The organism is Candidatus Pelagibacter giovannonii, assembly GCF_012276695.1.
In the GTDB taxonomy this organism is placed as follows: Bacteria; Pseudomonadota; Alphaproteobacteria; order Pelagibacterales; family Pelagibacteraceae; genus Pelagibacter; species Pelagibacter giovannonii.
In genome coordinates this window covers 1,010,338-1,033,031 of record NZ_CP038852.1, presented here as the reverse complement: position 1 = coordinate 1,033,031, position 22,694 = coordinate 1,010,338, and the positions used below count along the sequence as shown (strand labels likewise).

25 protein-coding genes are annotated in these 22,694 nt (G+C 28.5%); 11 read left to right on the top strand and 14 right to left on the bottom strand.

All coding sequences use genetic code 11. The features are described 5' to 3' along the window. Nucleotides 1-8: 8 nt before the first annotated feature. The 6 genes from E5R92_RS05675 to E5R92_RS05645 form a co-directional block, all read right to left on the bottom strand. Entirely contained in the window at nt 9-797 is a 789-nt protein-coding gene (locus E5R92_RS05675; protein ID WP_168607122.1) for a cytochrome c oxidase subunit 3, read from the bottom strand. A gap of 2 nt (nt 798-799) precedes the next feature. Beyond that, on the bottom strand, nt 800-1,336 hold the full coding sequence (locus E5R92_RS05670; RefSeq protein WP_168607121.1) for a cytochrome c oxidase assembly protein: 537 nt from the start codon (nt 1,334-1,336) through the stop codon (nt 800-802). Nucleotides 1,337-1,457: 121 nt separating this feature from the next. Then, on the bottom strand, nt 1,458-2,369 hold the full coding sequence (gene cyoE / locus E5R92_RS05660) for a heme o synthase (protein ID WP_168607119.1): 912 nt from the start codon (nt 2,367-2,369) through the stop codon (nt 1,458-1,460). Between the two features lie 32 nt (nt 2,370-2,401). Then, nucleotides 2,402-4,036 (bottom strand): cytochrome c oxidase subunit I, encoded by a 1,635-nt coding sequence (gene ctaD / locus E5R92_RS05655; protein ID WP_168607118.1) that lies wholly within the window; start codon nt 4,034-4,036, stop codon nt 2,402-2,404. 2 nt (nt 4,037-4,038) lie between these two features. Beyond that, entirely contained in the window at nt 4,039-4,854 is an 816-nt protein-coding gene (gene coxB, locus E5R92_RS05650; protein WP_168607117.1) for a cytochrome c oxidase subunit II, read from the bottom strand. A 61-nt stretch (nt 4,855-4,915) separates the two neighbouring features. Continuing rightward, complete coding sequence (locus E5R92_RS05645; RefSeq protein ID WP_168607116.1) at nt 4,916-5,617, bottom strand: RsmE family RNA methyltransferase; 702 nt, start codon at nt 5,615-5,617, stop codon at nt 4,916-4,918. 17 nt (nt 5,618-5,634) lie between these two features. Between E5R92_RS05645 and E5R92_RS05640 the strand changes: the two genes are divergently transcribed. Further along, nucleotides 5,635-6,297, top strand: a complete 663-nt coding sequence (locus tag E5R92_RS05640; RefSeq protein ID WP_168607115.1) for a haloacid dehalogenase type II — start codon at nt 5,635-5,637, stop codon at nt 6,295-6,297. Here the strand turns inward: E5R92_RS05640 and E5R92_RS05635 are convergent. Continuing rightward, complete coding sequence (locus E5R92_RS05635) at nt 6,290-6,649, bottom strand: winged helix-turn-helix transcriptional regulator (protein WP_168607114.1); 360 nt, start codon at nt 6,647-6,649, stop codon at nt 6,290-6,292. The two genes, E5R92_RS05640 and E5R92_RS05635, sit on opposite strands and share 8 nt — an antisense overlap. Nucleotides 6,650-6,743: 94 nt before the next feature. On the opposite strand from E5R92_RS05635, the gene E5R92_RS05630 reads away from it, so the two are divergent. The 3 genes from E5R92_RS05630 to E5R92_RS05620 are packed head-to-tail and all read left to right on the top strand — an operon-like array spanning nt 6,744 to nt 8,833. Further along, a complete protein-coding gene (locus E5R92_RS05630; protein WP_168607113.1) occupies nt 6,744-6,983 on the top strand; it encodes a CDGSH iron-sulfur domain-containing protein in 240 nt (79 codons plus the stop codon). Between the two features lie 36 nt (nt 6,984-7,019). Next, nucleotides 7,020-7,859: a pirin family protein gene (locus E5R92_RS05625; RefSeq protein WP_168607112.1), complete on the top strand. Its 840-nt coding sequence runs from the start codon at nt 7,020-7,022 to the stop codon at nt 7,857-7,859. Continuing rightward, a complete protein-coding gene (locus E5R92_RS05620; RefSeq protein ID WP_168607111.1) occupies nt 7,859-8,833 on the top strand; it encodes a quinone oxidoreductase family protein in 975 nt (324 codons plus the stop codon). The genes E5R92_RS05625 and E5R92_RS05620 overlap by 1 nt, the downstream gene beginning before the upstream one ends. On the opposite strand, the gene E5R92_RS05615 is transcribed toward E5R92_RS05620, so the two are convergent. Beyond that, nucleotides 8,830-9,234: a DUF2721 domain-containing protein gene (locus tag E5R92_RS05615; protein ID WP_168607110.1), complete on the bottom strand. Its 405-nt coding sequence runs from the start codon at nt 9,232-9,234 to the stop codon at nt 8,830-8,832. The two genes, E5R92_RS05620 and E5R92_RS05615, sit on opposite strands and share 4 nt — an antisense overlap. 52 nt (nt 9,235-9,286) lie before the next feature. Between E5R92_RS05615 and ubiA the strand changes: the two genes are divergently transcribed. The 5 genes from ubiA to E5R92_RS05590 are packed head-to-tail and all read left to right on the top strand — an operon-like array spanning nt 9,287 to nt 14,923. Next, nucleotides 9,287-10,150, top strand: coding sequence for a 4-hydroxybenzoate octaprenyltransferase (gene ubiA / locus E5R92_RS05610; RefSeq protein WP_168607109.1), 864 nt, complete (start codon nt 9,287-9,289; stop codon nt 10,148-10,150). After that, nucleotides 10,150-11,889 carry an ABC transporter ATP-binding protein gene (locus tag E5R92_RS05605; protein WP_168607108.1) on the top strand — a complete coding sequence of 580 codons (1,740 nt, stop codon included), beginning with the start codon at nt 10,150-10,152 and terminating at the stop codon, nt 11,887-11,889. Before ubiA ends, E5R92_RS05605 begins: the two co-directional genes overlap by 1 nt. After that, complete coding sequence (locus E5R92_RS05600; RefSeq protein ID WP_168607107.1) at nt 11,889-13,151, top strand: 3-deoxy-D-manno-octulosonic acid transferase; 1,263 nt, start codon at nt 11,889-11,891, stop codon at nt 13,149-13,151. The genes E5R92_RS05605 and E5R92_RS05600 overlap by 1 nt, the downstream gene beginning before the upstream one ends. Continuing rightward, nucleotides 13,132-14,076, top strand: a complete 945-nt coding sequence (gene lpxK / locus E5R92_RS05595) for a tetraacyldisaccharide 4'-kinase (RefSeq protein ID WP_168607106.1) — start codon at nt 13,132-13,134, stop codon at nt 14,074-14,076. The genes E5R92_RS05600 and lpxK overlap by 20 nt, the downstream gene beginning before the upstream one ends. After that, nucleotides 14,063-14,923, top strand: coding sequence for a lysophospholipid acyltransferase family protein (locus tag E5R92_RS05590; RefSeq protein WP_168607105.1), 861 nt, complete (start codon nt 14,063-14,065; stop codon nt 14,921-14,923). Before lpxK ends, E5R92_RS05590 begins: the two co-directional genes overlap by 14 nt. Before the next feature lie 4 nt (nt 14,924-14,927). Here the strand turns inward: E5R92_RS05590 and E5R92_RS05585 are convergent, their stop codons facing one another. After that, nucleotides 14,928-15,116, bottom strand: coding sequence for a DUF2093 domain-containing protein (locus E5R92_RS05585; RefSeq protein WP_168607104.1), 189 nt, complete (start codon nt 15,114-15,116; stop codon nt 14,928-14,930). Nucleotides 15,117-15,137: 21 nt separating this feature from the next. Between E5R92_RS05585 and purD the strand changes: the two genes are divergently transcribed. Both purD and rsmD read left to right on the top strand, forming a co-directional pair. Next, nucleotides 15,138-16,403 (top strand): phosphoribosylamine--glycine ligase, encoded by a 1,266-nt coding sequence (gene purD, locus E5R92_RS05580; protein WP_168607103.1) that lies wholly within the window; start codon nt 15,138-15,140, stop codon nt 16,401-16,403. After that, nucleotides 16,400-16,966, top strand: coding sequence for a 16S rRNA (guanine(966)-N(2))-methyltransferase RsmD (gene rsmD / locus E5R92_RS05575; RefSeq protein WP_168607102.1), 567 nt, complete (start codon nt 16,400-16,402; stop codon nt 16,964-16,966). Before purD ends, rsmD begins: the two co-directional genes overlap by 4 nt. 4 nt (nt 16,967-16,970) lie before the next feature. Here the strand turns inward: rsmD and E5R92_RS05570 are convergent, their stop codons facing one another. The 5 genes from E5R92_RS05570 to ribF are packed head-to-tail and all read right to left on the bottom strand — an operon-like array spanning nt 16,971 to nt 22,691. After that, entirely contained in the window at nt 16,971-18,113 is a 1,143-nt protein-coding gene (locus tag E5R92_RS05570; RefSeq protein ID WP_168607101.1) for a glucose-6-phosphate isomerase, read from the bottom strand. Between the two features lie 4 nt (nt 18,114-18,117). Then, on the bottom strand, nt 18,118-18,555 hold the full coding sequence (locus E5R92_RS05565; RefSeq protein WP_168607100.1) for a DUF3035 domain-containing protein: 438 nt from the start codon (nt 18,553-18,555) through the stop codon (nt 18,118-18,120). Continuing rightward, on the bottom strand, nt 18,542-19,042 hold the full coding sequence (gene lspA / locus E5R92_RS05560) for a signal peptidase II (protein WP_168607099.1): 501 nt from the start codon (nt 19,040-19,042) through the stop codon (nt 18,542-18,544). The genes E5R92_RS05565 and lspA overlap by 14 nt, the downstream gene beginning before the upstream one ends. 12 nt (nt 19,043-19,054) lie before the next feature. Beyond that, entirely contained in the window at nt 19,055-21,772 is a 2,718-nt protein-coding gene (gene ileS / locus E5R92_RS05555; protein ID WP_168607098.1) for an isoleucine--tRNA ligase, read from the bottom strand. A gap of 1 nt (nt 21,773) precedes the next feature. After that, on the bottom strand, nt 21,774-22,691 hold the full coding sequence (ribF, locus tag E5R92_RS05550) for a riboflavin biosynthesis protein RibF (RefSeq protein ID WP_168607097.1): 918 nt from the start codon (nt 22,689-22,691) through the stop codon (nt 21,774-21,776). Nucleotides 22,692-22,694: the final 3 nt, after the last annotated feature.

The window sequence follows — 22,694 nt, the reverse complement described above, 5'->3', positions numbered from 1 at the left end:
GCTAAAAATTAACTTCCCCAAATGTAAATGGCAGCAAATAAGAATAGCCACACAACATCTACAAAATGCCAGTACCAAGCAGCTGCCTCAAATCCAAAGTGATGTTCTTCGGTAAAGTGACCCTTTCTTGCTCTCATTAAACATACTGCTAGAAATATGGTACCAATAATTACATGGAAACCGTGAAAGCCTGTTGCCATATAAAATACTGAACCATATATATTTCCTGCAAAATCAAAAGTTGCATGCTGGTATTCATAAACTTGCAATAGTGAAAAAGAGAAACCAAGTATTACTGTAAGAACTAATCCTTGAATAAAACTTTTTCTATCACCCTCAAGTAAAGCATGGTGAGACCATGTTACTGTCGTTCCAGATAAAAGTAAAATTAATGTATTAATTAGTGGAATATCCCATGGGTCAAAGGTTACAATATCTTCGGGCGGCCATATTCCCCCAATTGCTAAAGATGGAAATAAACTTGCATCAAAATATGCCCAAAACCAAGCCACGAAGAACATAACTTCTGAAGCAATAAATAATGTCATTCCATATCTATGATGAATTTGTACCACTGGTGTGTGGTGACCTTGATGTTCTGCTTCAATAACAACATCTCTAAACCACATATATGTCCCATAAAGTAGTAATGCTAAACCTAGATACATTCCCCAAGAAACTTCGCTATGAAGATAATAAACCGAACCTATTGCTAAAACTAAACATGAAAATGAGACGTATATAGGCCAAGGACTTGGGTCTACTAAATGATAATCGTGTTTTTTTTCTGCGGTCATTTCTATAATTTTGACTGGTTATAGTAATCTGATGAAAAAAAAGTATAGGACATAGTTACATCTTTAATATTTTTAGTATTGGGATCATTTACCATTTCTGGGTCCAAATAAAAAGTCATTATATAAGTTGCTTTTTCACCAGCTTTTAAAGCCTGCTTTTCAAAACAAAAACACCCTAATTTACTATAATATTTACCAAATGATGAAGGGGATACATTAAAGGCAGCAACTCCATAAGTGGTTTCATTCCCGTAATTTTCAACCTCAAATTCAATTCGATTCACTTGACCAATCTTTACATTAAGTACATTTTTTTTTGCTTTAAAATTCCAAGGAAGTTTATTTACATTTGTATCAAAACGAACACTAACCTTTTGGTCTAAAACTATTTGTGGTGCTTCTTTTGATATTTGAGTTGTTCCACCAAATCCTGTTACTTTGCAAAATATATCATATAAAGGTACTGCAGCAAATGAAAGGCCCAGCATAAGAAAAAAGATTCCAGCTAAAAGAATTGGAGTTAAGGTTTTTTTTTGCATTATATTGATCTATCAAAAACGCCTGTATTATAAAGTGTGAAGAAAAATAGAAATACCATAAAACCTATTATTGCCAACGCTGTTAAAATATTTTTTCGTTTGGTTTTTTTGTCTGGTATCATCATACTATTTTATCTATCAAAAAAATAACGAATATCAAAAATAAATATAAAATTGAATATCCAAATAATGTTTTTGCCTTCTTAGGGTTAAATTTATTTTTTCTAAATCTATAGAGTTCAAGACATAAAAAGTTATAATATAATGTAAGCATCAAAGCTGGTATTAAAAATACTAGCCCCACAAAATCTATTGCATAAGGCAAAATAACCATTGGCAGCATTAATAACGAATAAACTAAAATATTTATTTTTGTACTCTCTATCCCATTCGTTAATGGAAGCATTGGAATTTTTGCTTTCTTGTAATCATCTGATTTATAAAGGCTTAACGCCCAAAAGTGAGATGGGGTCCAAAAAAATATAATTAAAAAAAAAGTTATTGGCTCTAAAGAAAGTGAGTTAGTTGCAATAGTCCATCCAATTACTGGTGGTAATGCTCCTGCAGCACCTCCAATTACAATGTTTTGGGGCGTTTTTCTCTTTAGCCAGATTGTGTAAACAAACACATAAAATAAAATTGTAAACAGCAACAATGCTGCTGAAATTGTATTTGCAAAATAATCTAATGCAATCACAGAAAAAAATGAAAGTGATGTTCCAAAAATTAGAGCTTGTTTCTTATTAACCTTTCCCATTGGAATTGGTCTCAAGCAAGTTCTGGTCATTAATGCATCAAGATCAGACTCATACCACATATTTAGAGCACCAGCGGCTCCTGCTCCAATTGAAACTAAAAGAATTGCAAACATTGCATCCTTTGTTGAAATTGCATTAGGTGCCATTAAAAGTCCTACGGCACAGGTAAAAATAACCAAAGACATAACTCTTGGTTTCATCAATTTAAACAATTCAGAAAAATTAAAAACATTTTCCTGGCTTAAGTTTCTATTTTTTGATTTAGAGTTAATCATTAATATTTAATCTAGAATAAGTTAAAAATTTACTAACTAGTAGCTTTTTCAACACCTTCTGGATCTTCAAACTTTGGTAATTCTTCAAAAGTATGAAAATTTGGTGGCGATGGTACAGTCCATTCTAAGGTTGTAGCTCCTTCTCCCCAAGGGTTTTGGGCTGCAACTTTTTTCTTAGAAAAGGAATAAATTAAGTTTGCAAAAAATACCAATAAACCAGCAACTGCTATATATGAACCAACTGATGAAACATAATTCCATCCAGCAAATGCATCAGGATAATCAGCATATCTTCTCGGCATTCCTGCTAAACCTAAAAAGTGTTGTGGAAAAAATACTAAATTAACTCCAATAAAAGTTAACCAAAAATGTAATTTACCCATCCATTCTGAATACTCATAGCCAGACATTTTACCAAACCAATAATAAAATCCTGCAAAGATTGCAAACACCGCTCCTAAAGATAACACATAATGAAAGTGAGCAACTACATAATAAGTATCATGCATTGCAGTATCAACACCTGCGTTTGCAAGAACAACACCTGTTACACCACCTACTGTAAATAAAAATATAAATCCTAATGCCCATAACATTGGAGTTTTAAATGAAATTGACCCACCCCACATTGTTGCAATCCAGGAAAATATTTTAATCCCTGTTGGAACTGCAATAATCATTGTTGCGGCTAAAAAATATGCTTTAGTATCTGTGCTTAAGCCTACTGTGTACATGTGGTGAGCCCAAACTACAAAGCCAACAATACCAATTGAGACCATTGCATAAGCCATACCCAAGTATCCAAATACAGGTTTTTTAGAAAAAGTTGAAACGATATGACTTATCATTCCAAAACCAGGTAAAATTAAAATATAAACTTCAGGGTGACCAAAGAACCAAAATAAATGTTGGTATAAAACTGGATCTCCTCCAGTTTGAGCATCGAAAAATGCAGTTCCAAAATTTCTATCTGTTAAAAGCATTGTAATTGCACCAGCTAAAACAGGTAGTGATAGTAATAATAAAAATGCTGTAACTAAAACAGACCAAGCAAATAAAGGCATTTTATGCAAAGTCATGCCTGGCGTTCTCATGTTTAAAATTGTTGTAATAAAATTAACTGCTCCTAAAATTGAAGATGCTCCAGCTAAGTGCAAACTTAGAATAGCAAAATCCATAGCAGGTCCTGGTTGTCCAGCTTTAGAAGACAAAGGTGGGTATAAAGTCCATCCTCCGCCAACACCTTGTTGGCCTGGAGGGCCATCTACAAATATTGAAAGTAATAGTAAAATAAATGAGGCTGGTAATAACCAAAATGAAATATTATTCATTCTTGGAAAGGCCATATCAGGCGCACCAATCATAATTGGAACAAACCAATTACCAAATCCACCAATCATTGCAGGCATTACCATAAAGAAAATCATTATTAATCCATGGCCTGTAACTAGCACATTATATAAGTGATAGTTACCACCTAAAATTCCATCGCCAGGATGCATCAATTCAATTCTCATTAATACTGAAAAAGCTGTACCAATAATTCCTGCAACAATTGCAAAAATTAAATACATCGTACCAATATCTTTATGGTTAGTTGAATAGGCCCATCGTTTCCAGCCTGTTGGTGTATGATGATCGTCGTGTGATGCTATTTGTGTATACATTTTTATTTACTCGCTAGTTTTTTATATTCATTTTTTTTAATTGGCTCTTTTGCAAATTTCATTTTAGCTTCTGCTAACCATGTTGCATATTCTTCATCTGTCACAACTCTTACTGTGATCGGCATAAAAGCATGTTGTATTCCACATAACTCAGAGCATTGACCATAATATGTTCCTACTTTTTCAGCTTTAAACCAAGTTTCATTTATTCTTCCTGGAACTGCATCCCTTTTAACTCCAAAAGATGGTAATGCCCAAGCATGCAATACATCATTTGCAGTAATTAAAACTTTAACCACTTTATTTACTGGAACAACAACTTCGTTATCAACAGTTAGTAATCTAGGTTGATTTTCTTTTAATTCATCTTCTTTAATCATATACGACTCAAATATAATATTCTCATCAGGATATTCGTATCCCCAATACCACTGATACCCGATAGCCTTAACTGTAATGTCAGCTTTTGGAATTGTGTCTTGTTTATATAAAATTTTAAAAGATGGAACAGCCATTACAATTAAAATCAAACAAGGGATTAATGTCCATAAAACTTCTACTGCAACATTGTGAGTAGTTTTTGATGGGTTTGGGTTTTTTGATTCTCTAAATCTTATGCAAACATAAATCATAAGAAATAAAACGAAAACACTAATAGCAATAATTATAGGAAGAAGAATATCATTATGAAAACTAACAATTTCAGTCATTCCTTGAGATGCAGAATCTTGGAAACCCAACTGCCAATTTTTAGGCTGATTGGCCCATGCATGAGATGATGAAATTAAAGCCAGAACTGTAAATAAAATTTTTTTCATTTGTTACACACTATATAAAGTGTCTTTTTAAAAATTACACTTTTGTTTTAGCGACAAAATATCAATTTATACAGTAATTTACAATTGATAGAGCTGAAATAACTGCAGTTTCAGACCTTAATATGTTTTTATTTATATTAATTGGCTGAACATCCTTAAATCTAAGAATCTGCTCTCTTTCTTCTTCTGAAAAATCACCCTCTGGACCAATAATTACACAAGTTGGATTGCTAGTTAATTTGGCTAAATCTAATTTTTTATTTTGAGAATTTAAATCAGTAAATATTAAGTCCATCTTTTCATTATTTAAAAAAAATTTTAATAACTGAGGATCTTCAATAAATGGAACATTGATACGATTAGACTGTTCGGCAGCTTCTGTAATTACTTTTTCTAATCTTTCTTTATTTATTTTTCTAACAATTGTTCTATCAAATATTATTGGTAAAAATTTTGTAACACCAAGCTCTGTTGCTTTTTGAATCATGAAATTAAAGTAGTTTGATTTGATGGGTGAAAAAGCTAACCACAATTCTTTTATGTTTTCTTTTTGCCTTAATTGTTTTGTAATATTAAATTCAACTATACCTTTTGAAATAGTTAAAATTTTTGCCTCCCACTCACCACTGCTATTAAATAATGAAAAAACCTCACTCACTTTAACTCTCATCACTTTATTTACATAGTGAGATTGTGATTTATCAAGCCTAGCAATTAAATTAAGTGATAAACTTTCTTTAAAAAATAATCTAATATTACTCATTAATGTTAAGTTAATTTATGAAAAATATTAAAGCAATAATTTTTGATGCATATGGCACTTTATTTGATGTCAATTCTGCTGCAGAAAAATGTAAAGATAAAATTGGTGATAAGTGGGAAGGTTTTGCAAATTACTGGCGAACTACTCAATTAGAATACACTTGGCTAAGAAGTCTAATGGATAGACATAAAGATTTTTGGCAGGTGACAGAAGACAGTTTAGATAAATCAATGAAGAAATTTGAAATAGATGCTTCTATGAAGAATGAATTATTAAATCTTTATAAGGTGCTCTCACCTTTTCCTGAGGTACCTGAGGTTTTAAAAAGATTAAAAGAAAAAAATTATAAATTAGGTATTCTTTCAAATGGAACGCCCTCTCTTCTTAATGAATTAGTAAAGAGTAATAATCTAGATAGTATATTTGATGATATTTTTTCAATTGAAGAAGTTGGCATTTATAAACCAGACTCTAAAGTTTATGACATACCAATTAAAAAATACAAAATACAAAAAGAAGAAGTTGCATTTTTAAGTGCTAATACTTGGGATGTTTCTGGTGGTGGAAATTATGGTTACGGTTCTATTTGGGTAAACAGAAATAATAATATTTTTGATAACCTTGATTATAAACCTAAAGATGAAGTTAAAAACTTAAAACAGCTGCTGGATATTATCTAATTCTATTTTCTTCAAAATTCTTATTTAGCTTTACTGAAATAGTTCGAGTATTTCTTTTATTCCACTCTGAAAAAGATCTTAAGATAGGCATAACCGAAAGGCCAAATTCAGTAAGTGAATACTCAACTTTTGGTGGCATTATTCGAATTACTTTTCTATTAATTATTCCATCTCCTTCTAACTCCTTAAGCTGTTTGGATAGCATTTGTTGTGTAATAGTTTTTAAACCTTTTTTGAGTTCACCAAATCTTATTCTTTTACTTTTTAGTAAACTAAATAAAATTCTAATTTTCCATTTACCTCCAAGAAAGTAAACGGCTCTTTCGGCTGGACAATCTATTAAGTTTTTCAAGGTATGTTTTTGTATACTAGTATGATTATTTTGCGTTATTGCATTACCATTAACAAAGCTCTATGAACAAGTCAATTAAATTGAAAGGGTAAAAATGATTAAAGGACAAAACGCAGGCAACGGACCAATTGCAGTAGATGTAGAGAAAGATAAATCTTATTACTGGTGCTCTTGTGGAAAAAGTTCAAAACAACCATTTTGTGATGGATCACATAAAGGTTCAGAATTTACTCCTCTAGCCTATAAAGCAGAAGAAACAAAAAAAGTATTTTTTTGTGCTTGTAAACAAACTAATAACCAGCCTCTTTGTGATGGTTCACATAACAAAAAGTAACATTGAACTTTATAAATTATTGAATAGTCTTTAATTATGAAAAGTATTGAAGTAGAAAAAATAATAGAACCAGTTGTAGCATCAGATGGTGCTGGTGTTAAATTAAAAAGAAGCATTGGCACTTACCATATTGATTACCACGATCCTTTTTTAATGTTGGATGAATTTGGTTCTGAAAATAAAGATGATTACATTGGAGGCTTCCCTCCTCACCCTCACAGAGGAATTGAAACAGTAACATATATGCTTGCTGGTGACTTTGAACATAAAGACAGTACGGGTGGCGAAGGAATAATGACTGCTGGAGATGTTCAGTGGATGAAAACTGGGAGTGGTATCATTCATTCAGAAATGCCCGCAATGAAAGAAGGTAAGCTTCATGGGTTTCAATTATGGGTAAACATGCCTGCTAAATTGAAAATGACTAAACCTGAATATATTTACATTGATGCAGATAAAATGAGCACTCATAAAGACGATGATAAAACTGTCAAAGTGATTGCTGGAAAATTTCAAGATGCAGAAGGACCTGTTAAAGGTCACAATGTTGAACCTGTTTATTTTGATGTAGAGCTTGAAAAAGGAAGAGAATTTAATTTTGATCTTCCCTCAACTCACAATTCATTAATATATTTGGTTGAAGGTAAAATTAAAGTTGGTAATCAAGATCATAATGCCGTTAAAGATTCCACTTTAATTATTCTAACTAGGGGAGAAAAATTAAAAGTCTCTAGCTTAACTAAAGCCAAGTTTTTATTGATATCTGGAAAGCCAATTGGTGAGCCTATTGCTAGAGGGGGTCCATTTGTAATGAATACTAAAGCAGAGATATTGCAAGCAGTTCAAGATTATCATAATGATACATTTGTAAAATAATGAAAACTATTAAAATAGAAAAATTTGGTGGTCCTGAAACTTTAGAGGTTAAAGATATTGAAATCGGTAAACCAGGTCCAAAAGAAGTTTTGATAAAAAATTTATCAATCGGTCTTAACTATATCGATGTTTATCACCGAACAGGTTTGTACCCTATTCCTCTACCAAGTGGAATTGGTTTGGAAGCATGTGGAATAATAGAAGAAGTTGGTTCTGAAGTTGATCTATTTAAAGTTGGAGATAGAGTGGCTCACTCTTCAATGCCTATTGGAAGTTATTCGGAAAAACAATTATTTCCTCAAGAGAAACTAGTTTTAGTTCCAGAAGGTATCTCGGATGAAATTGCATCATGCATTATGCTTAAAGGGATTACTGCTGAATATTTATTACACAGAGCTTATCCAATTAAAAAAGGGGATAAAGTTTTATACCATGCAGCAGCTGGTGGTGTTGGCCAAATATTATGTCAGTGGGCTAATGCATTAGGAGCAGAGGTTATTGGAACTGTTGGCTCTAAAAAAAAAGAAGCTATTGCTAAAAAAAATGGATGTCATCATGTAATAAATTATACAGATACAAACTTTGTTGAAGAAGTGGAAAAAATTGTAGGTAAAAATGGAGTTGATGTTGTCTATGATGGTGTTGGTATTAAAACATTTGATGGATCGATTGAAACCTTAAAAGTTAGAGGCATGATGGTCGCTTTTGGTAATGCATCAGGTTATGTTGATACTATAGATGTTAAAAAACATATTAATGCAAAAGGATTATTTTTTACTCGTCCTTCTATTGCACATTATACAATGACAAGAGAAGAATTAGTTGAGTCTGCTAAAAAAGTTTTTGATGGAATCTTATCTGGAAAATTTAAAGTTGAAATTTCAAAAAAATATTCGCTTGATGATGCTAAAAAAGCTCATGAAGAATTAGAAGCAAGACTATTAGTTGGCCCTGCGGTTATTATTCCTAATTAATCTAAATCAACATCCATATCGGACATATGCAATTTTAATGCATTTGTTGATACTTGAATTTCTCTCATAAAAACAACAATTGAAATCATCATCGATAAACAACAAGATCCAAAGATTATTCTTGCAGCAAAAATTTCATTTAAATAAAGGGCAAACACAGTCAACATATTAAATAAGAAACCAAATGCAGCAAACATAATAGTCCATTTTAAAAGAACAATTCTTCCACTTAAATTTATAAACTGTTTTTTCCACTCTGGTGGAATGTGACTTTCATATACATGTTCATCATGAAGTTGTCTAATAAGCTTACTTAAAGAATGAAATCTGTTGCTATATACGCTCATCAATAAAGGAATGGCTGGAAACATCAATGCTGTAACTGTGTAATCTATATTCATACGAATCAATTTGATTATGAAACTAGCCTTTGTTATTTACAAGTAAATTATTATGAAAAATTTAAATCTTTTTATCGAACTAACAAGATTGAAAAGGCCTATTGGCTATATATTATTATTTTGGCCTTGTGCATGGGGACTGACTCTTGCTTATGATTTTTCAAAAAGCCTAAATGATTATTTCTTTTACTTATCATTATTTTTTTTAGGATCGGTTCTAATGCGTTCTGCAGGATGTATTGTGAATGATATTTCTGACAAAGAATTTGATAAAAAAGTTTCAAGAACAAAAAAAAGGCCTATTGCATCTAATCAAGTTTCAGTAAAATTAGGAATATTTTATACTTTGATTTTATGTCTACTTGCATTTTTGGTTTTAATTAATTTTAATAACTTAACAATCTTACTTGCCCTAGGATCTATGCCTCTAGCATTCACATATCCTTTAATGAAAAGATTTACTTATTGGCCTCAATTATTTTTAGGAATAACATTTAATTATGGTTTGATTTTAGGGTGGACAGCAATACATGGAGGAATAAATGCTGTTGCTATTATCTTTTATCTTGGAGCCATATTTTGGACACTAGGATACGACACAATATACGGATTTCAAGATATTAAAGATGACGAAATTATAGGTGTAAAATCAACTTCAATAAAATTTAAAAAAAAACCAAAAAACTTTATATCTACATGTTATATTTTTCTAATTTTCTCTATTTTAATTGTGGGCTATTTAATGAATTATAATTACTTTTTTTATATAAGCTTGTTAATAACAATTGCTCACTTATTTTTTTACCAAATTAAAATTTTTAATTCAAAAAAACCATCCATATGTTTGAAAGTTTTTAAAAGTAATAATTTAGTTGGTCTTCTTATTTTTTGTAATATTTTAATTGGAAAATTTTGATGAAAAATTCAGAAATTTATAAAAGACTTTTTAAAGATTATTCAAAAAAATATATTAATAAAATATTAATATCAGTTTTTTTTGGAGTTCTTGTTGCAGCAAGTACCTCTGCAATAGCCTGGCTTTTGGATCCTGCTATAAAAAAAATATTTGTTGAAAAAGACCAGTCTTTAATAGTTATCATACCTTCATTAATAATTGTAGCATTTACAATTAAAGGTTTTGCCCTCTATTTTGCAAAAGCGATTATGATTAGAGTTGCAGAGGAGATTAAAAAAATGCTCCAATCACAAATGGTAAAATCTTTAATTAAAGCAGATACTCAATTAATTGACCAAAAACATTCTGGAAAATTCATCTCAAACCTGACATATGATGTAAGTCATATTACAACATTGCTTAGTACTGCTGTTTTAAATTTATTTAAAGATAGCTTAACTCTATTTGGGTTGTTATTTGTGATGTTTTATCAGAATTGGAAATTATCATTGATTGCAATAATAATGATTCCTATTGCTGGTATAGCGTCTAAGACCCTTGGTAAGAGAATGGGAAAAGTCGTTACTGAAGCTCAAGAAAAATCAGGTTTTTTAAACACGCACTTAATTGAATTATTTAAAAACCACAAATTAGTAAAAATATTTCAAAGAGAAGAATATGAAAGCAAAAGAAGTGACGAACATTTAAATCAATTAAAAGATAAAAATATTAAAATAAATACAGTATATATAAGAATATCTCCAATCATGGAAACCTTAACGGGAATAATGATTGCAATTTTAATATTCTATTCAGGAAAATTGGCTCTAAAGAGCGAAATTGAAATAGGTAATTTTTTCTCTTTTTTAGCAGCAATGATGCTCGCTTATCAACCTGTTAGATCTTTATCAACAATCAATATAACTTTAAACCAAGGGTTATCAGCGGCTAATAGAATTCTACCTATTATTGATCATAAAAATAAAATTTTAGATCGTGAAAATTCTAAAGACATCAACATCACTAATGCATCAATTAAATTTAATAAATTAAACTTTAAATATAATTCTAATGAAGAAAATGTCTTAAAGAATATTGATATTAATATAGCTGGTGGTAAAATGACATCTTTAGTTGGACACAGTGGTTCTGGAAAATCAACAATTTTAAACTTAATACCTAGATTTTATGATGCACAATCTGGGGATATCCTGATTGATAATCAATCTATATATAAAGTAAAAATACAATCTTTAAGAGATAAGATCTCACTTGTAAGTCAAGATACAACTTTGTTTGATGATACTATAAAAAATAATATCAAATATGCAAAAGATGATGTTACTGATGAAGAGGTAATTTCAGCAGCAAAATTTTCATACGCAAGTGAATTTATAGAGCAATTGCCCCACAAGTATGAGACCATAATAGGTGAAAATGGAGTTAGACTATCTGGTGGAGAAAAACAAAGACTATCAATTGCAAGAGCTATGATCAAGAAAAGTCCAATAATTCTTTTAGATGAAGCAACTTCATCATTAGACTCTGAAACTGAAAGTAAAATTCAAGATGCATTAAAAATATTAACTAAAGATAAGACAACCATTGTAATAGCCCATAGACTATCAACAATTTTAAGCTCTGATCAAATTTATATTATTGATTCTGGGAATGTTGTTGCAAACGGCAAACATGACGAATTATTAAATAATTCAGAACTTTATAAAAATTTCTATGAGAAACAAATTCGTAAAGAATAATGTTTTTTTTATATCAAACAATAATAACCATAACTTTAGCATTTTCTCCATTAATTATATTTTTTAGAATTTTAAAAAAAAAAGAAGATAAAAAAAGATATAAAGAAAAATTTTGTTTCCCATCAAAAAAACGTATTTGTGGTAATTTAATTTGGTTTCATGGATCAAGTGTAGGTGAACTTTTAAGTATTTTACCTCTAGTTCAAGAGCTCGAAAAAAATAAGTCTATAAACCAAATTTTAATAACTACTTCAACTTTGAGTTCTGCTCAAATATTTAAAAAATTTAATTTTAAAAAAACTGTGCATCAATTTTTTCCAATAGACTCAATATTTTTTTCTTATAAATTTTTGAATTACTGGAGGCCAACTATTGCAATATTTGTTGAGTCCGAGATTTGGCCTAGTATCTTTAAGATTCTTAATAAAAAAAAAATTCCATTAAAACTTCTTAATGCAAGAATTACAAAAAAAACTTTTAATAAATGGAGACGTGTAAAAAAATTCTCAGACTCAATTTTTCAAAATATTTCAATTGCCTACCCTCAAAATGATGAAACAATTAATTATCTTAAAAAATTAAATGTCTCAAAAATTAAGAAAATAGGGAATCTTAAGTTTTTTAATAATCAACAATCTAAGTTTAGTAAATTAGATAATATTTTTTTAAAAAATATGAAACGTAAAAAAATTTGGTGTGCTTCAAGTACACACCCAGGTGAGGAGATCATTTGTGCAGATACTCATATAAAACTTAAGAAAAAATATAAAAATTTATTAACAATAATAATACCAAGGCATATTCATCGTGTTAGTAAAATAGTTGATGAAATTAAAAGTTTAGATTTAAATATAGTTTTGCACAGCTCAAGACCAAAAAAATTAGATAATACAGATATTTATTTGGTGGACACATATGGGGAGACAAAGAAATTTTATCAATCCTCTAATATAGTTTTTATGGGTAAATCAATATTGGGAAAAGGTGGTCAAAACCCTCTTGAACCTACCAACTTAGGTTCTACTGTTTTGTATGGACCAAATGTAGATAACTTTAAAGATACCTATAAATTGCTCAATAAACTAAAGGTTGCTTATAAAGTTAATGGAGTAAAAAGCTTAACTCACTCAATAGACAAATTAATTGCTAATCCCAACAACAAAAAAAACTATTTAAAAATTGCAAAAATAGGGAAAAAAATACTTAATGAAACTAAAGATGAGATAAATAGTTTATTTGATAATGAAATTAAAAAAACCTAAATTCTGGGATTATAAAAAACCATCCTTTCTTTCCTATCTATTATTACCTTTTTCAATAATTTTAGGTTTAATTGCTAAAATAAAATCAAAACCTAAATTTTTTAATTCAAAAATTAAAACAATCTGTATTGGAAACATCTATATTGGAGGAACTGGAAAAACATCACTTACCATCAAGATAAAAGAAATTTTAGATAAAAATAATATCAAAGCTTGTTTTATTAAAAAATTTTATCCAAACCAAACTGATGAGCAAAAACTACTTAGTAAAAATGGGACCTTATTTACTAATTTAAAAAGAATTACTGCACTAGATGAGGCTATCGCAAAAGATTTTGAAGTTGCCATCTTTGATGATGGGCTTCAAGATAGTTCTATCAAATATGACTTAGAAATTGTTTGTTTTAATAATCTAAATTGGATTGGAAATGGACTTACATTACCATCAGGACCTTTAAGAGAAAATATTAATAATCTAAAATTTTATGAAAACGTTTTTTTAAATGGAAATGAAGAAAGTCTAATTGCCATTAAAGAACAGATTAAGAAAATTAATCCATATATTGATATTAATTCTGGAAAATATATTCCTCTAAACATAAATGAATTTGACGAAAATCAAAGTTATTTAGTTTTTTCTGGTATTGGCAATCATAAAACTTTTGTAGAAATGTTGAAAAATAATAAATTAAAAATTGTAAGTGATTTAGAATATCCAGATCATTATCAATATTCAAAAAAAGATTTTGATGAAATAATGATTAATGCAAAAAAATACAATGCCCATATTTTAACTACAGAAAAAGATTACTTAAGACTTGAAAACTTTAATAGAAATGAAATTTTTTATGTCAAATCAAGTCTTGATTTATCAGATGAGAAAAGTCTCACAAACAAACTAATTAAATTAAATGAAAAAAATTAAATATTTTTTTGAGTTTTTAATCATATCCTTTCTTTTTATTATTTATAAATTTTTAGGATTAAAAATTTCATCTTATATCAGTGGAAAATTATTTGAAATTTTTGGTCCCATTTTTAGATCAAAAAATATCATTAAAACTAATATTCAAAGAGCTATTCCAAAAATTAATACCTCAAAAATTAATATCATTACAAAAGATATGTGGAATAATTATGGAAGAACATTGTCTGAGTATATGTTCCTTAAAGGTTTTAGAAATGGTCAATTTAAATCAAATATAAATTTAGAAGGTAAAGAAATTCTTCAAAAAATAAAATTTGAAAAAAATCCAGTAATTTTTATCTCTGGTCATTTTAGTAATTTTGAATTAATGGCAATGGAGATAGAAAAATCTGGTGTAAATCTCTCAGCAATATATCGACCATTAAATAATATTTTCTTAAATGTACTTATGGAAAGAATTAGGAAAAAATATATTTGCAAAAATCAAATTAAAAAAGGAACTCGTGGTGTTAGAGAATTATTAAGATTATATAAAAAAGGCTACTCTATAGCCTTAATGATAGATCAGAGAGTCTCTCAAGGGATAAAATCTAAATTCTTTGATGAAGAAGCATTCACCACAACTATTCCGGCACAATTTATAAAAAAATTTAATTGTAAAGTGATACCAATTTATATTGAGAGGCATAATGGTATAAACTTTAATATTAAAGTTGAAAAACCAATTGAATTTTCAAAGAACCTCTCAGCTGAAAAAATTACTAGAGAGCTAAACATTTGGCTGGAGAAAACAATTTTAAAAAATCCAGGTGAATGGATATGGTCTCATGATAGATGGAAGTAAAAATTTAGTGTGTCTCTTTTTTTTTATGAGCTTCTACATATGAAAAATATGGTTCTTGAAGCTCAACATTCCAATAATTAAGATTTTCTAAAATAATTAATTTTCCTGATACAGCACAAACAACATGATCACCATTTTCAATTATTTCAAAGTTATTTGGTAAATATTTTAATTTTGCTAATTTTTTATTCATTTTTAGTTTATATACATCTATATGAAAGTTGGAATAATTGGAAGTGGTGGAAGAGAGCATGCTCTATGTTTATCAATCAAAAAATCACCTAAGGTTGATAGGATATACTGTTTTCCTGGTAATGCTGGAACCTCAGATATAGCAGAAAATATTGAAATTGATTTTTTAGACTTTAATAAAATTAAAGAATTTTCAATCAAAAATAAAATTAGTTTATTAATAGTTGGACCAGAAAAACCATTAGTTGATGGAATAGTAGATTTTTTTAAGGATACAGAAATAAATATTTTTGGCCCTGATAAAATTTCTTCTCAATTGGAAGGCTCAAAAATATTTACAAAAAAAATATGTGAAAAGTACAATATACCAACAGCTAAGTTTGGTATTTTTAAAAATACTAATGATGCAATATCTTTTCTGGACAAAACCCAGTTTCCACTTGTTGTTAAAGCTGATGGTCTTGCATCCGGGAAAGGTGTTTATATTTGTGAAAATAAGGATGATGCAAATTTAGCAATAAAAGATGTTTTTGATGGAAAGTTTGGATTAGCAAACAACATTTTAATTGAAGAGTTTCTTGTTGGTGAAGAGATGAGCTATTTTATTATAAGTGATGGTAAAGAAATCAAAGGCTTTGAAACAGCACAAGATCATAAGAGAGTTCTTGAGGGTGATAAGGGTGCAAACACAGGTGGAATGGGTTCGTATTCACCATCAAGACTACTGGATCAACCTTTAGAAGAAAAAATATTAAATAAAATAATCAAACCTACCGTTAAAGCCCTGAAAGAAATGGGATCTAATTATAAAGGATTTTTGTACGCAGGCTTAATGATAGTAAGAAATGAACCTTATTTGATTGAGTATAATGTTAGAATGGGAGATCCAGAATGTCAGACAATCTTGCCTAAGTTAAAAACAGATTTATTTGAGATTATAGATGCTTGCTGCAATAAAAACCTAAAAAATATAAATATAGAGTGGCATGATAAAAAAAGTTTATGCATTGTTTTGTGCTCGAAAGGCTATCCTGATAAATATAATAATGAAATTTTAATAGAAAATATTGAAAACCTAAAATTAGGTGAAGATGATTACTTTTTTCATGCTGGTACAAAAAAAATTAACAATAAGATTTATTCAAATGGTGGACGGGTAATTAATTTTGTGAGTCTTTCACCAAATTTTAAAAATAGTAGAGATAAAGCTATAAGCTTAATTAAAAATCTTAATTGGAAAGATGGGTTTTACAGAAAAGATATAGGTCATAAGGTGATTGATGAATGAGAATAATTTCAGGAAACCTTAAAGGGAAAAAAATTCTTCTACCTAAAGATAAACTTACAAGACCTCTTAAAGATTTAACGAAAGAATCAATTTTTAACATTTTAAAGCATTCTAAATTATTGAATGTAGAGTTAGAAAATTCTAATATTTTGGATTTATTTTCAGGCGTTGGATCATTTGGTCTCGAATGTTTATCTGGAGGTGCTAAAAATGTTACCTTCTTAGAAAATTACACGGAAGTATTAAATATTTTGAAGAAAAATATAAATAATTTAAATCAGCAAAATCAGACAAAAATAATTGAAAATGATATTTTTTCTAAAAATACATTTAAAATATTAAACGAGAAATTTGATATTATTTTCATGGATCCTCCCTATAAAGAGAAAAAATTACCATTTCTGTTGAATGCAATAACTGAATTAAAACTACTCAATACTAATGGAGTCATAATTATTCACAGACATAAAAAAGAAAAAGATGATTTACCAAAAGAGTTTAATCTAATTTTAGAAAAAAGTTATGGTATTTCAAAAATTATATTTGGAAATATTTTAAATTAATATTTTAAATTAATATTTTTTTTGTTTCTATTTTTATCAACTCAACAGAAGGTTGATCAAATGGATTAACATTTAAAGCTCGACCAAGTAAAATGGTCTCTAATATAAAGAAACAGAACAGTTCGCCAAGAGACTGTTCGTTTCTTTTTAAAATTCTAAAGCTTCTAAAAGGTATTTTTTTTGAAATAAAGACTTTCTCTGTAGCAATCATTTGAGATTGTTTTATTTTTTCTATTGATAGGTTTTTTAAAAACTTATGAGTATTTAACACACCATCATTCTTAATTTTTATATTTCTATTTTCTAGAACATTAAAAAATGTATAAAAATATTTATTTGGGCCGTCTAGATAAAGCTGCATTAAACTATGATTGTCTTTTGGCATCGAAGAAACAACGGGCAATAATCCAAGTGATTTTTTTCCTAAACTTTCAGCTATCAGTTGCTGATACCATTTGAATAAATTTTCAGATTGTTCATCATAATTTAAAATTATAGATGTTTGCTTTCCACTCTTAATTAAGCTTAACGTAGTTGACACATTATTTACTAGGTTATTAATAAAATTTTTATTTTTAATAAGATTGTTAAATTGCTTAAATTTTCTTTCATTCAAATTCATTAATTCCGCAGGTAACATTCCAACTTCAGACAATACAGAATATCTACCTCCTACATAATTTTTATGCTCAAATATTTCTGCCTTGAGTTTTGATGCTAAATTAGTTAAGTAACTATTTTTTGCATCTGTAACAATAATATTTTTTTCTTTTTTATCAATTAATGTATTGGCATTTGCTATTGTCTCTAATGTATTTCCTGATTTAGAAATAATTAAATTCAAATTTATATTCTTATTATCAAAATAATCTGCATTGCTATTTAAATTACTAACAAAAGTAATCTTTTTTTTAATTTTAGGTTTTAAAAAATTATAAATAGCTTCTGATCCAAGAACAGATCCGCCCATACCAATTATTCTTAAATTTGAAAATTTTTTATATTTTTTAATAATTTTTTTTGAATAACTATATTTATATGTAGGCTTTAAAGTTTCAAATAATATTGGTTGATCTTTTAATAATCTTAAAAAATCTTTTTTTACTGTTTTGGATTTTTTGATATTTAAAAAATTTTTAAATATCATTCTTCTAATTATCAGATTTATTAAATTTATTTTTTAGCTTTTTAAAAAACCCTTTTTTTTTTGGTTTTTCATTTTCTTTTACTATAATTTCATCTAAATTTATTTCTCTAGCTTCTTTTAGGTTAATCTTTTTTATGATTGATTCTTCAATAGAATTTTTTGCAGTATTATTTTCACCCGTGTTTGTCGAAGAACTTTGATTGATTATATCTTCAATATTTGAGGTATCTTTTTTATCTGATATTATATTTTCCTCAGGTTCTTTTCCAGGTTCGGGTAATTCTCCAAAGTTAGGTGGTAGCACTAATGGAGCTTTTTTTTCAACTAAAAACTCCTCACTTCCTTTTTTTTTACTTGCTCCCAATCCTTCAGCAATTGTTCCACAGGAATTTAAAAAAAGAAGTATCAATAAAGAAGCTATTAACAGATTATTTTTTTTCATTTATATTTTTATTATTAAAGAAAAGTTCTACTAAAATAAGGCAAAAAACTCCAATAGTAATAAATATGTCAGCCACATTAAAAACAAACCAATGAAAACCATAAAAATGTAAATCAATAAAATCTGGAACAGCTGTATAAACTACTCTATCATAAAAATTTCCAAAGGCGCCACCTGCAATTAATGCAAAAAAGTACCGCTGAATATTATTATTTTTTAACATCATAAACAAAATAGCAATAATGATAAGACCAATTAAGATTGTAATAGAATTATAAATAACACTTGCGTCTATAGAAAATAAACCAAAAGCTATTCCTTTGTTCCAGATTAAAAATAAGTTCAAATAGGGAGTGATATAAATATCAACTGAAGCTTCTACTTCTACAACTTTTAAGATGTATAGTTTTGTTATACGATCAGAAATAAAAACTATTAATATAATTACTAAATTTAGATAAAGATTTTTTAAGTTAATTTTGTTCATCAACTTTTTTGGTTAATCTGAATGCCTTTCACATTTGACTTTATTGATTTTCCAACATACTGGACATTTATTTCCCTCAGCCTTTACCGTTTCAATAATAGTTTTATCTTCGTTTGAGTGATGAACTGAAGCAGAAGACGTAATGCATATTTCTGAAAAATCTACATTTTTTGAAATTTCGAATAATTTTTTATTTAGATTAATAACTAGGCTAGCTTCTAAACTTGATCCTATTTCTTTACTAGCTCTTTTTGCTTCAATACTTATATTGCAGATATCTCTAATTTTTTTTAATTCTATCCATTTTTCATGTAGTTCTTTATCTTGGAATGACTCTGGATATTTCATGAATTGTTCTAGATGAATGCTTTTTTGCTCTTTGTTTATAAGGGTAAAAATTTCTTCTGTTGTAAATGAAAGTATTGGTGCAAACCATTTAACCAAAGATTCCAAAATAATATTTAAAACAATTATACTGCTCTTTCTTCTATCAGAATTTTTGAAATCACAATATAAAGCATCCTTCCTAATATCAAAATAAAATGATGATAGGTCTACTGTACAAAAATTTAAAAGTTCTTTATAAAGATTATGAAAATCATAAGATTTGAAATAATTTTTAAAATTATTATTTAACTCATACACTCTATGAAGCATATATCTCTCTAATTCTGGTAATTGTTTGATGTCTAAATTTTCTAAATCAATTTTTTGGAAGTCGTCATTTAGGTTACCTAGCAAATATCTAAATGTATTTCTAATTTTTCTATATGAGTCAGCGTGTTGTTCTAAAATAGAATAGTCAATTCTTAAATCTTCAGCATAATTAGATGATGCAACCCATATTCTTAAAATATCTGCACCATATTTTTTCAAAATATCCTCAGGTGCAATTACGTTTCCTACAGATTTTGACATTTTGAGACCTTTGCCATCTACAACAAATCCATGTGATAATATTGACTCGTAAGGCGCTCTACCTCTTGTTCCGCAAGATTCTAAGAGTGACGAATGAAACCAGCCTCTATGCTGGTCAGAACCTTCTAGATACATTGATGCTGGCCATTGAAGATCTTCTCTTTTTTCCAAAACAAATGCATGAGTACAACCACTATCAAACCAAACTTCAACAATATCACTTATTTTTTCGTAATCTTCTGCTTTATATTTGTCCCCTAAAAATCTTTGAGGATTATCTGAAAACCAACAATCAGAACCTTCTTTTTCATAAATGCTCGCAATATTTTCATTTACATTGTCATCTACTAAAATTTCTTTAGTAGTTTTATGAACAAATATTGGAAGCGGAACTCCCCAAACTCTTTGTCTTGAAACACACCAATCTGGCCTTGTTTCAATCATTGCTTTTATTCTTTCTCTGCCTTTGTCTGGATAGAATTTAGTTTCATCAAGAGCTTTTAACGCTTTTTTTCTCAAGCCATGACTTTCCATTGAAATAAACCATTGTGGAGTTGCTCTATGAACAAGGGGTGCTTTTGATCTCCATGAATGCGGATATGAATGAACTAGTTCCCCATTAGATAACAGCTTTTTTTGTTCTTTTAACTTTTCAATAACAATTGGGTTAGCTTTAAAAATATGAGTTCCCTCAAATAAAGGAAGATTTTTAGTGTATTTACCATCACCATCTACAGTTTCTATGGCTTTAATCCCATGCTTTAAACAAAGATTAAAATCATCAGGGCCATGGCTGGGTGCACAATGAACAATACCTGTTCCCTGTTCCGTTGTAACAAACCTTGCTTCAAGCATTGGTATATCATAATCATAACCAAGCTCTAAAAAAGGATGACTACAAATTGTATCTTTAAAATCTTTACCCTTAAATTTTTTTATTTCTTTGTAATTTTTTATTTCACAATCCTTGATAACAGACTCTAGTAGAGCTTCTGCAACTACTACTTTTTTATTCTTAAAATCTCCATCATCACTTAATTCAATTATTAAATAATCTAAGGCCTCATTATAAGCTAATGCTTTATTTGCAGGTATAGTCCATGGAGTAGTTGTCCATATAATGACTTCTGTATTTTCTAATTCTTTTATATTTGTTTTTTTAACTGGGAAAGCTGTATAAATTGTATCTGATTTATGATCTTGATACTCAACTTCAGCATCTGCTAAAGCAGTTTTTTCTACAGTTGACCAAAGAACAGGTTTAAAACCTCTATAAAGGCTTCCTTCTTTTAAAAATTTTCCTAATTCTCTTACAATTTGGGCCTCTGCTTCAAAGTTCATTGTTGCGTAATGATTATCCCAATCTCCCACAACGCCTAATCGTTTAAATTGTGTTTTATGAACTTCAATCCATTTTTCTGCAAATTCTCTACACTCTTTTCTAAATTCTGTTATTGGAACTTCGTTTTTATTTTTTTTATTTTTTTTATATTGTTCTTCAATTTTCCACTCAATAGGTAGACCATGACAATCCCACCCCGGAACATATACAGAATCTTTACCATCCATTTGATGAAATTTAACAATGATATCTTTCAAAATTTTATTTAAAGCTGTACCCATGTGAATATTACCATTCGCATATGGTGGACCATCGTGAAGTATGAATTTCTCTTTACCCTTATTGAATTTTCTCAACTCTTTATAAAGATCAATTTTTTTCCAATATTCTAAAATTTCAGGTTCTTTATTCTGTAAATTTGCCTTCATAGAGAAAGCTGTTTTGGGTAAATTTATATTTTCTTTGCTCATATTAACTTTTTTTAGCAACTTTTAAGTCACTTTGAATTTGTTTTTTTAATTGATCAACGTTTTTGAATTTTTTCTCTTTTCTTATAAACTTTGTGAACTGTACTGATAAATACTTATTATAAAGATTTCCAGAAAAATTAAAAATATGTACTTCTAATAAAATTTTTTTTTGATTAAAAGTTGGTCTATAACCTAGGTTGGCAATCCCTTTTAGTGATTTATTGGAGTTTTTTTGCTTTACTTTTACAGCATACACTCCAGGCATCGCAATCACATAATCCTTAATATCAATATTACAGGTTGGAAAACCAATTTTTTTTCCTTGTTGTCTTCCTTTTTGAACAATTCCTTCAATAGACCAATTTCGACTTAATAGCTTATTAGTTTTTTTTAAATGTCCTTTTTCTAGAAGAGAACGGATATAAGTTGAGGAGATTACTTTTTTATTTAAGATTAGTGGTTGAGGTTTTACTATTTTGTAACGATATTTTTCTTCATTTTTAATTAATTCTTTAACATCTCCCTCTCTTTTATTGCCAAATCTAAAATTATTACTAACAAATATGTATTGAGCTCTTATTTTTTTTGATAAAATTTCCTTGATAAAAAAATCAGACTTAACTGCAGAAAATTTTTTATCAAATTTTTTAGTAATTATAAAATCAACTCCTAAGTAATCTAAAATTATTTTTTTTTGATTTACATTTGAAATTCGAAAGTTTTTAAAGTTTTTATTAAAAAACATTTTAGGCATTGGCTCAAATGTTAAAACTCCAATTTTTAAATTAAATTTTTTTTTGTAAGTATTTGCTAATTTAAATAATTTTTGATGACCCAAATGAACACCATCAAAATTACCAATCAAAATAATTGATTTTTTATGATTTTTTGAAATATTAAAGTCTTTATATAGCTTCATATT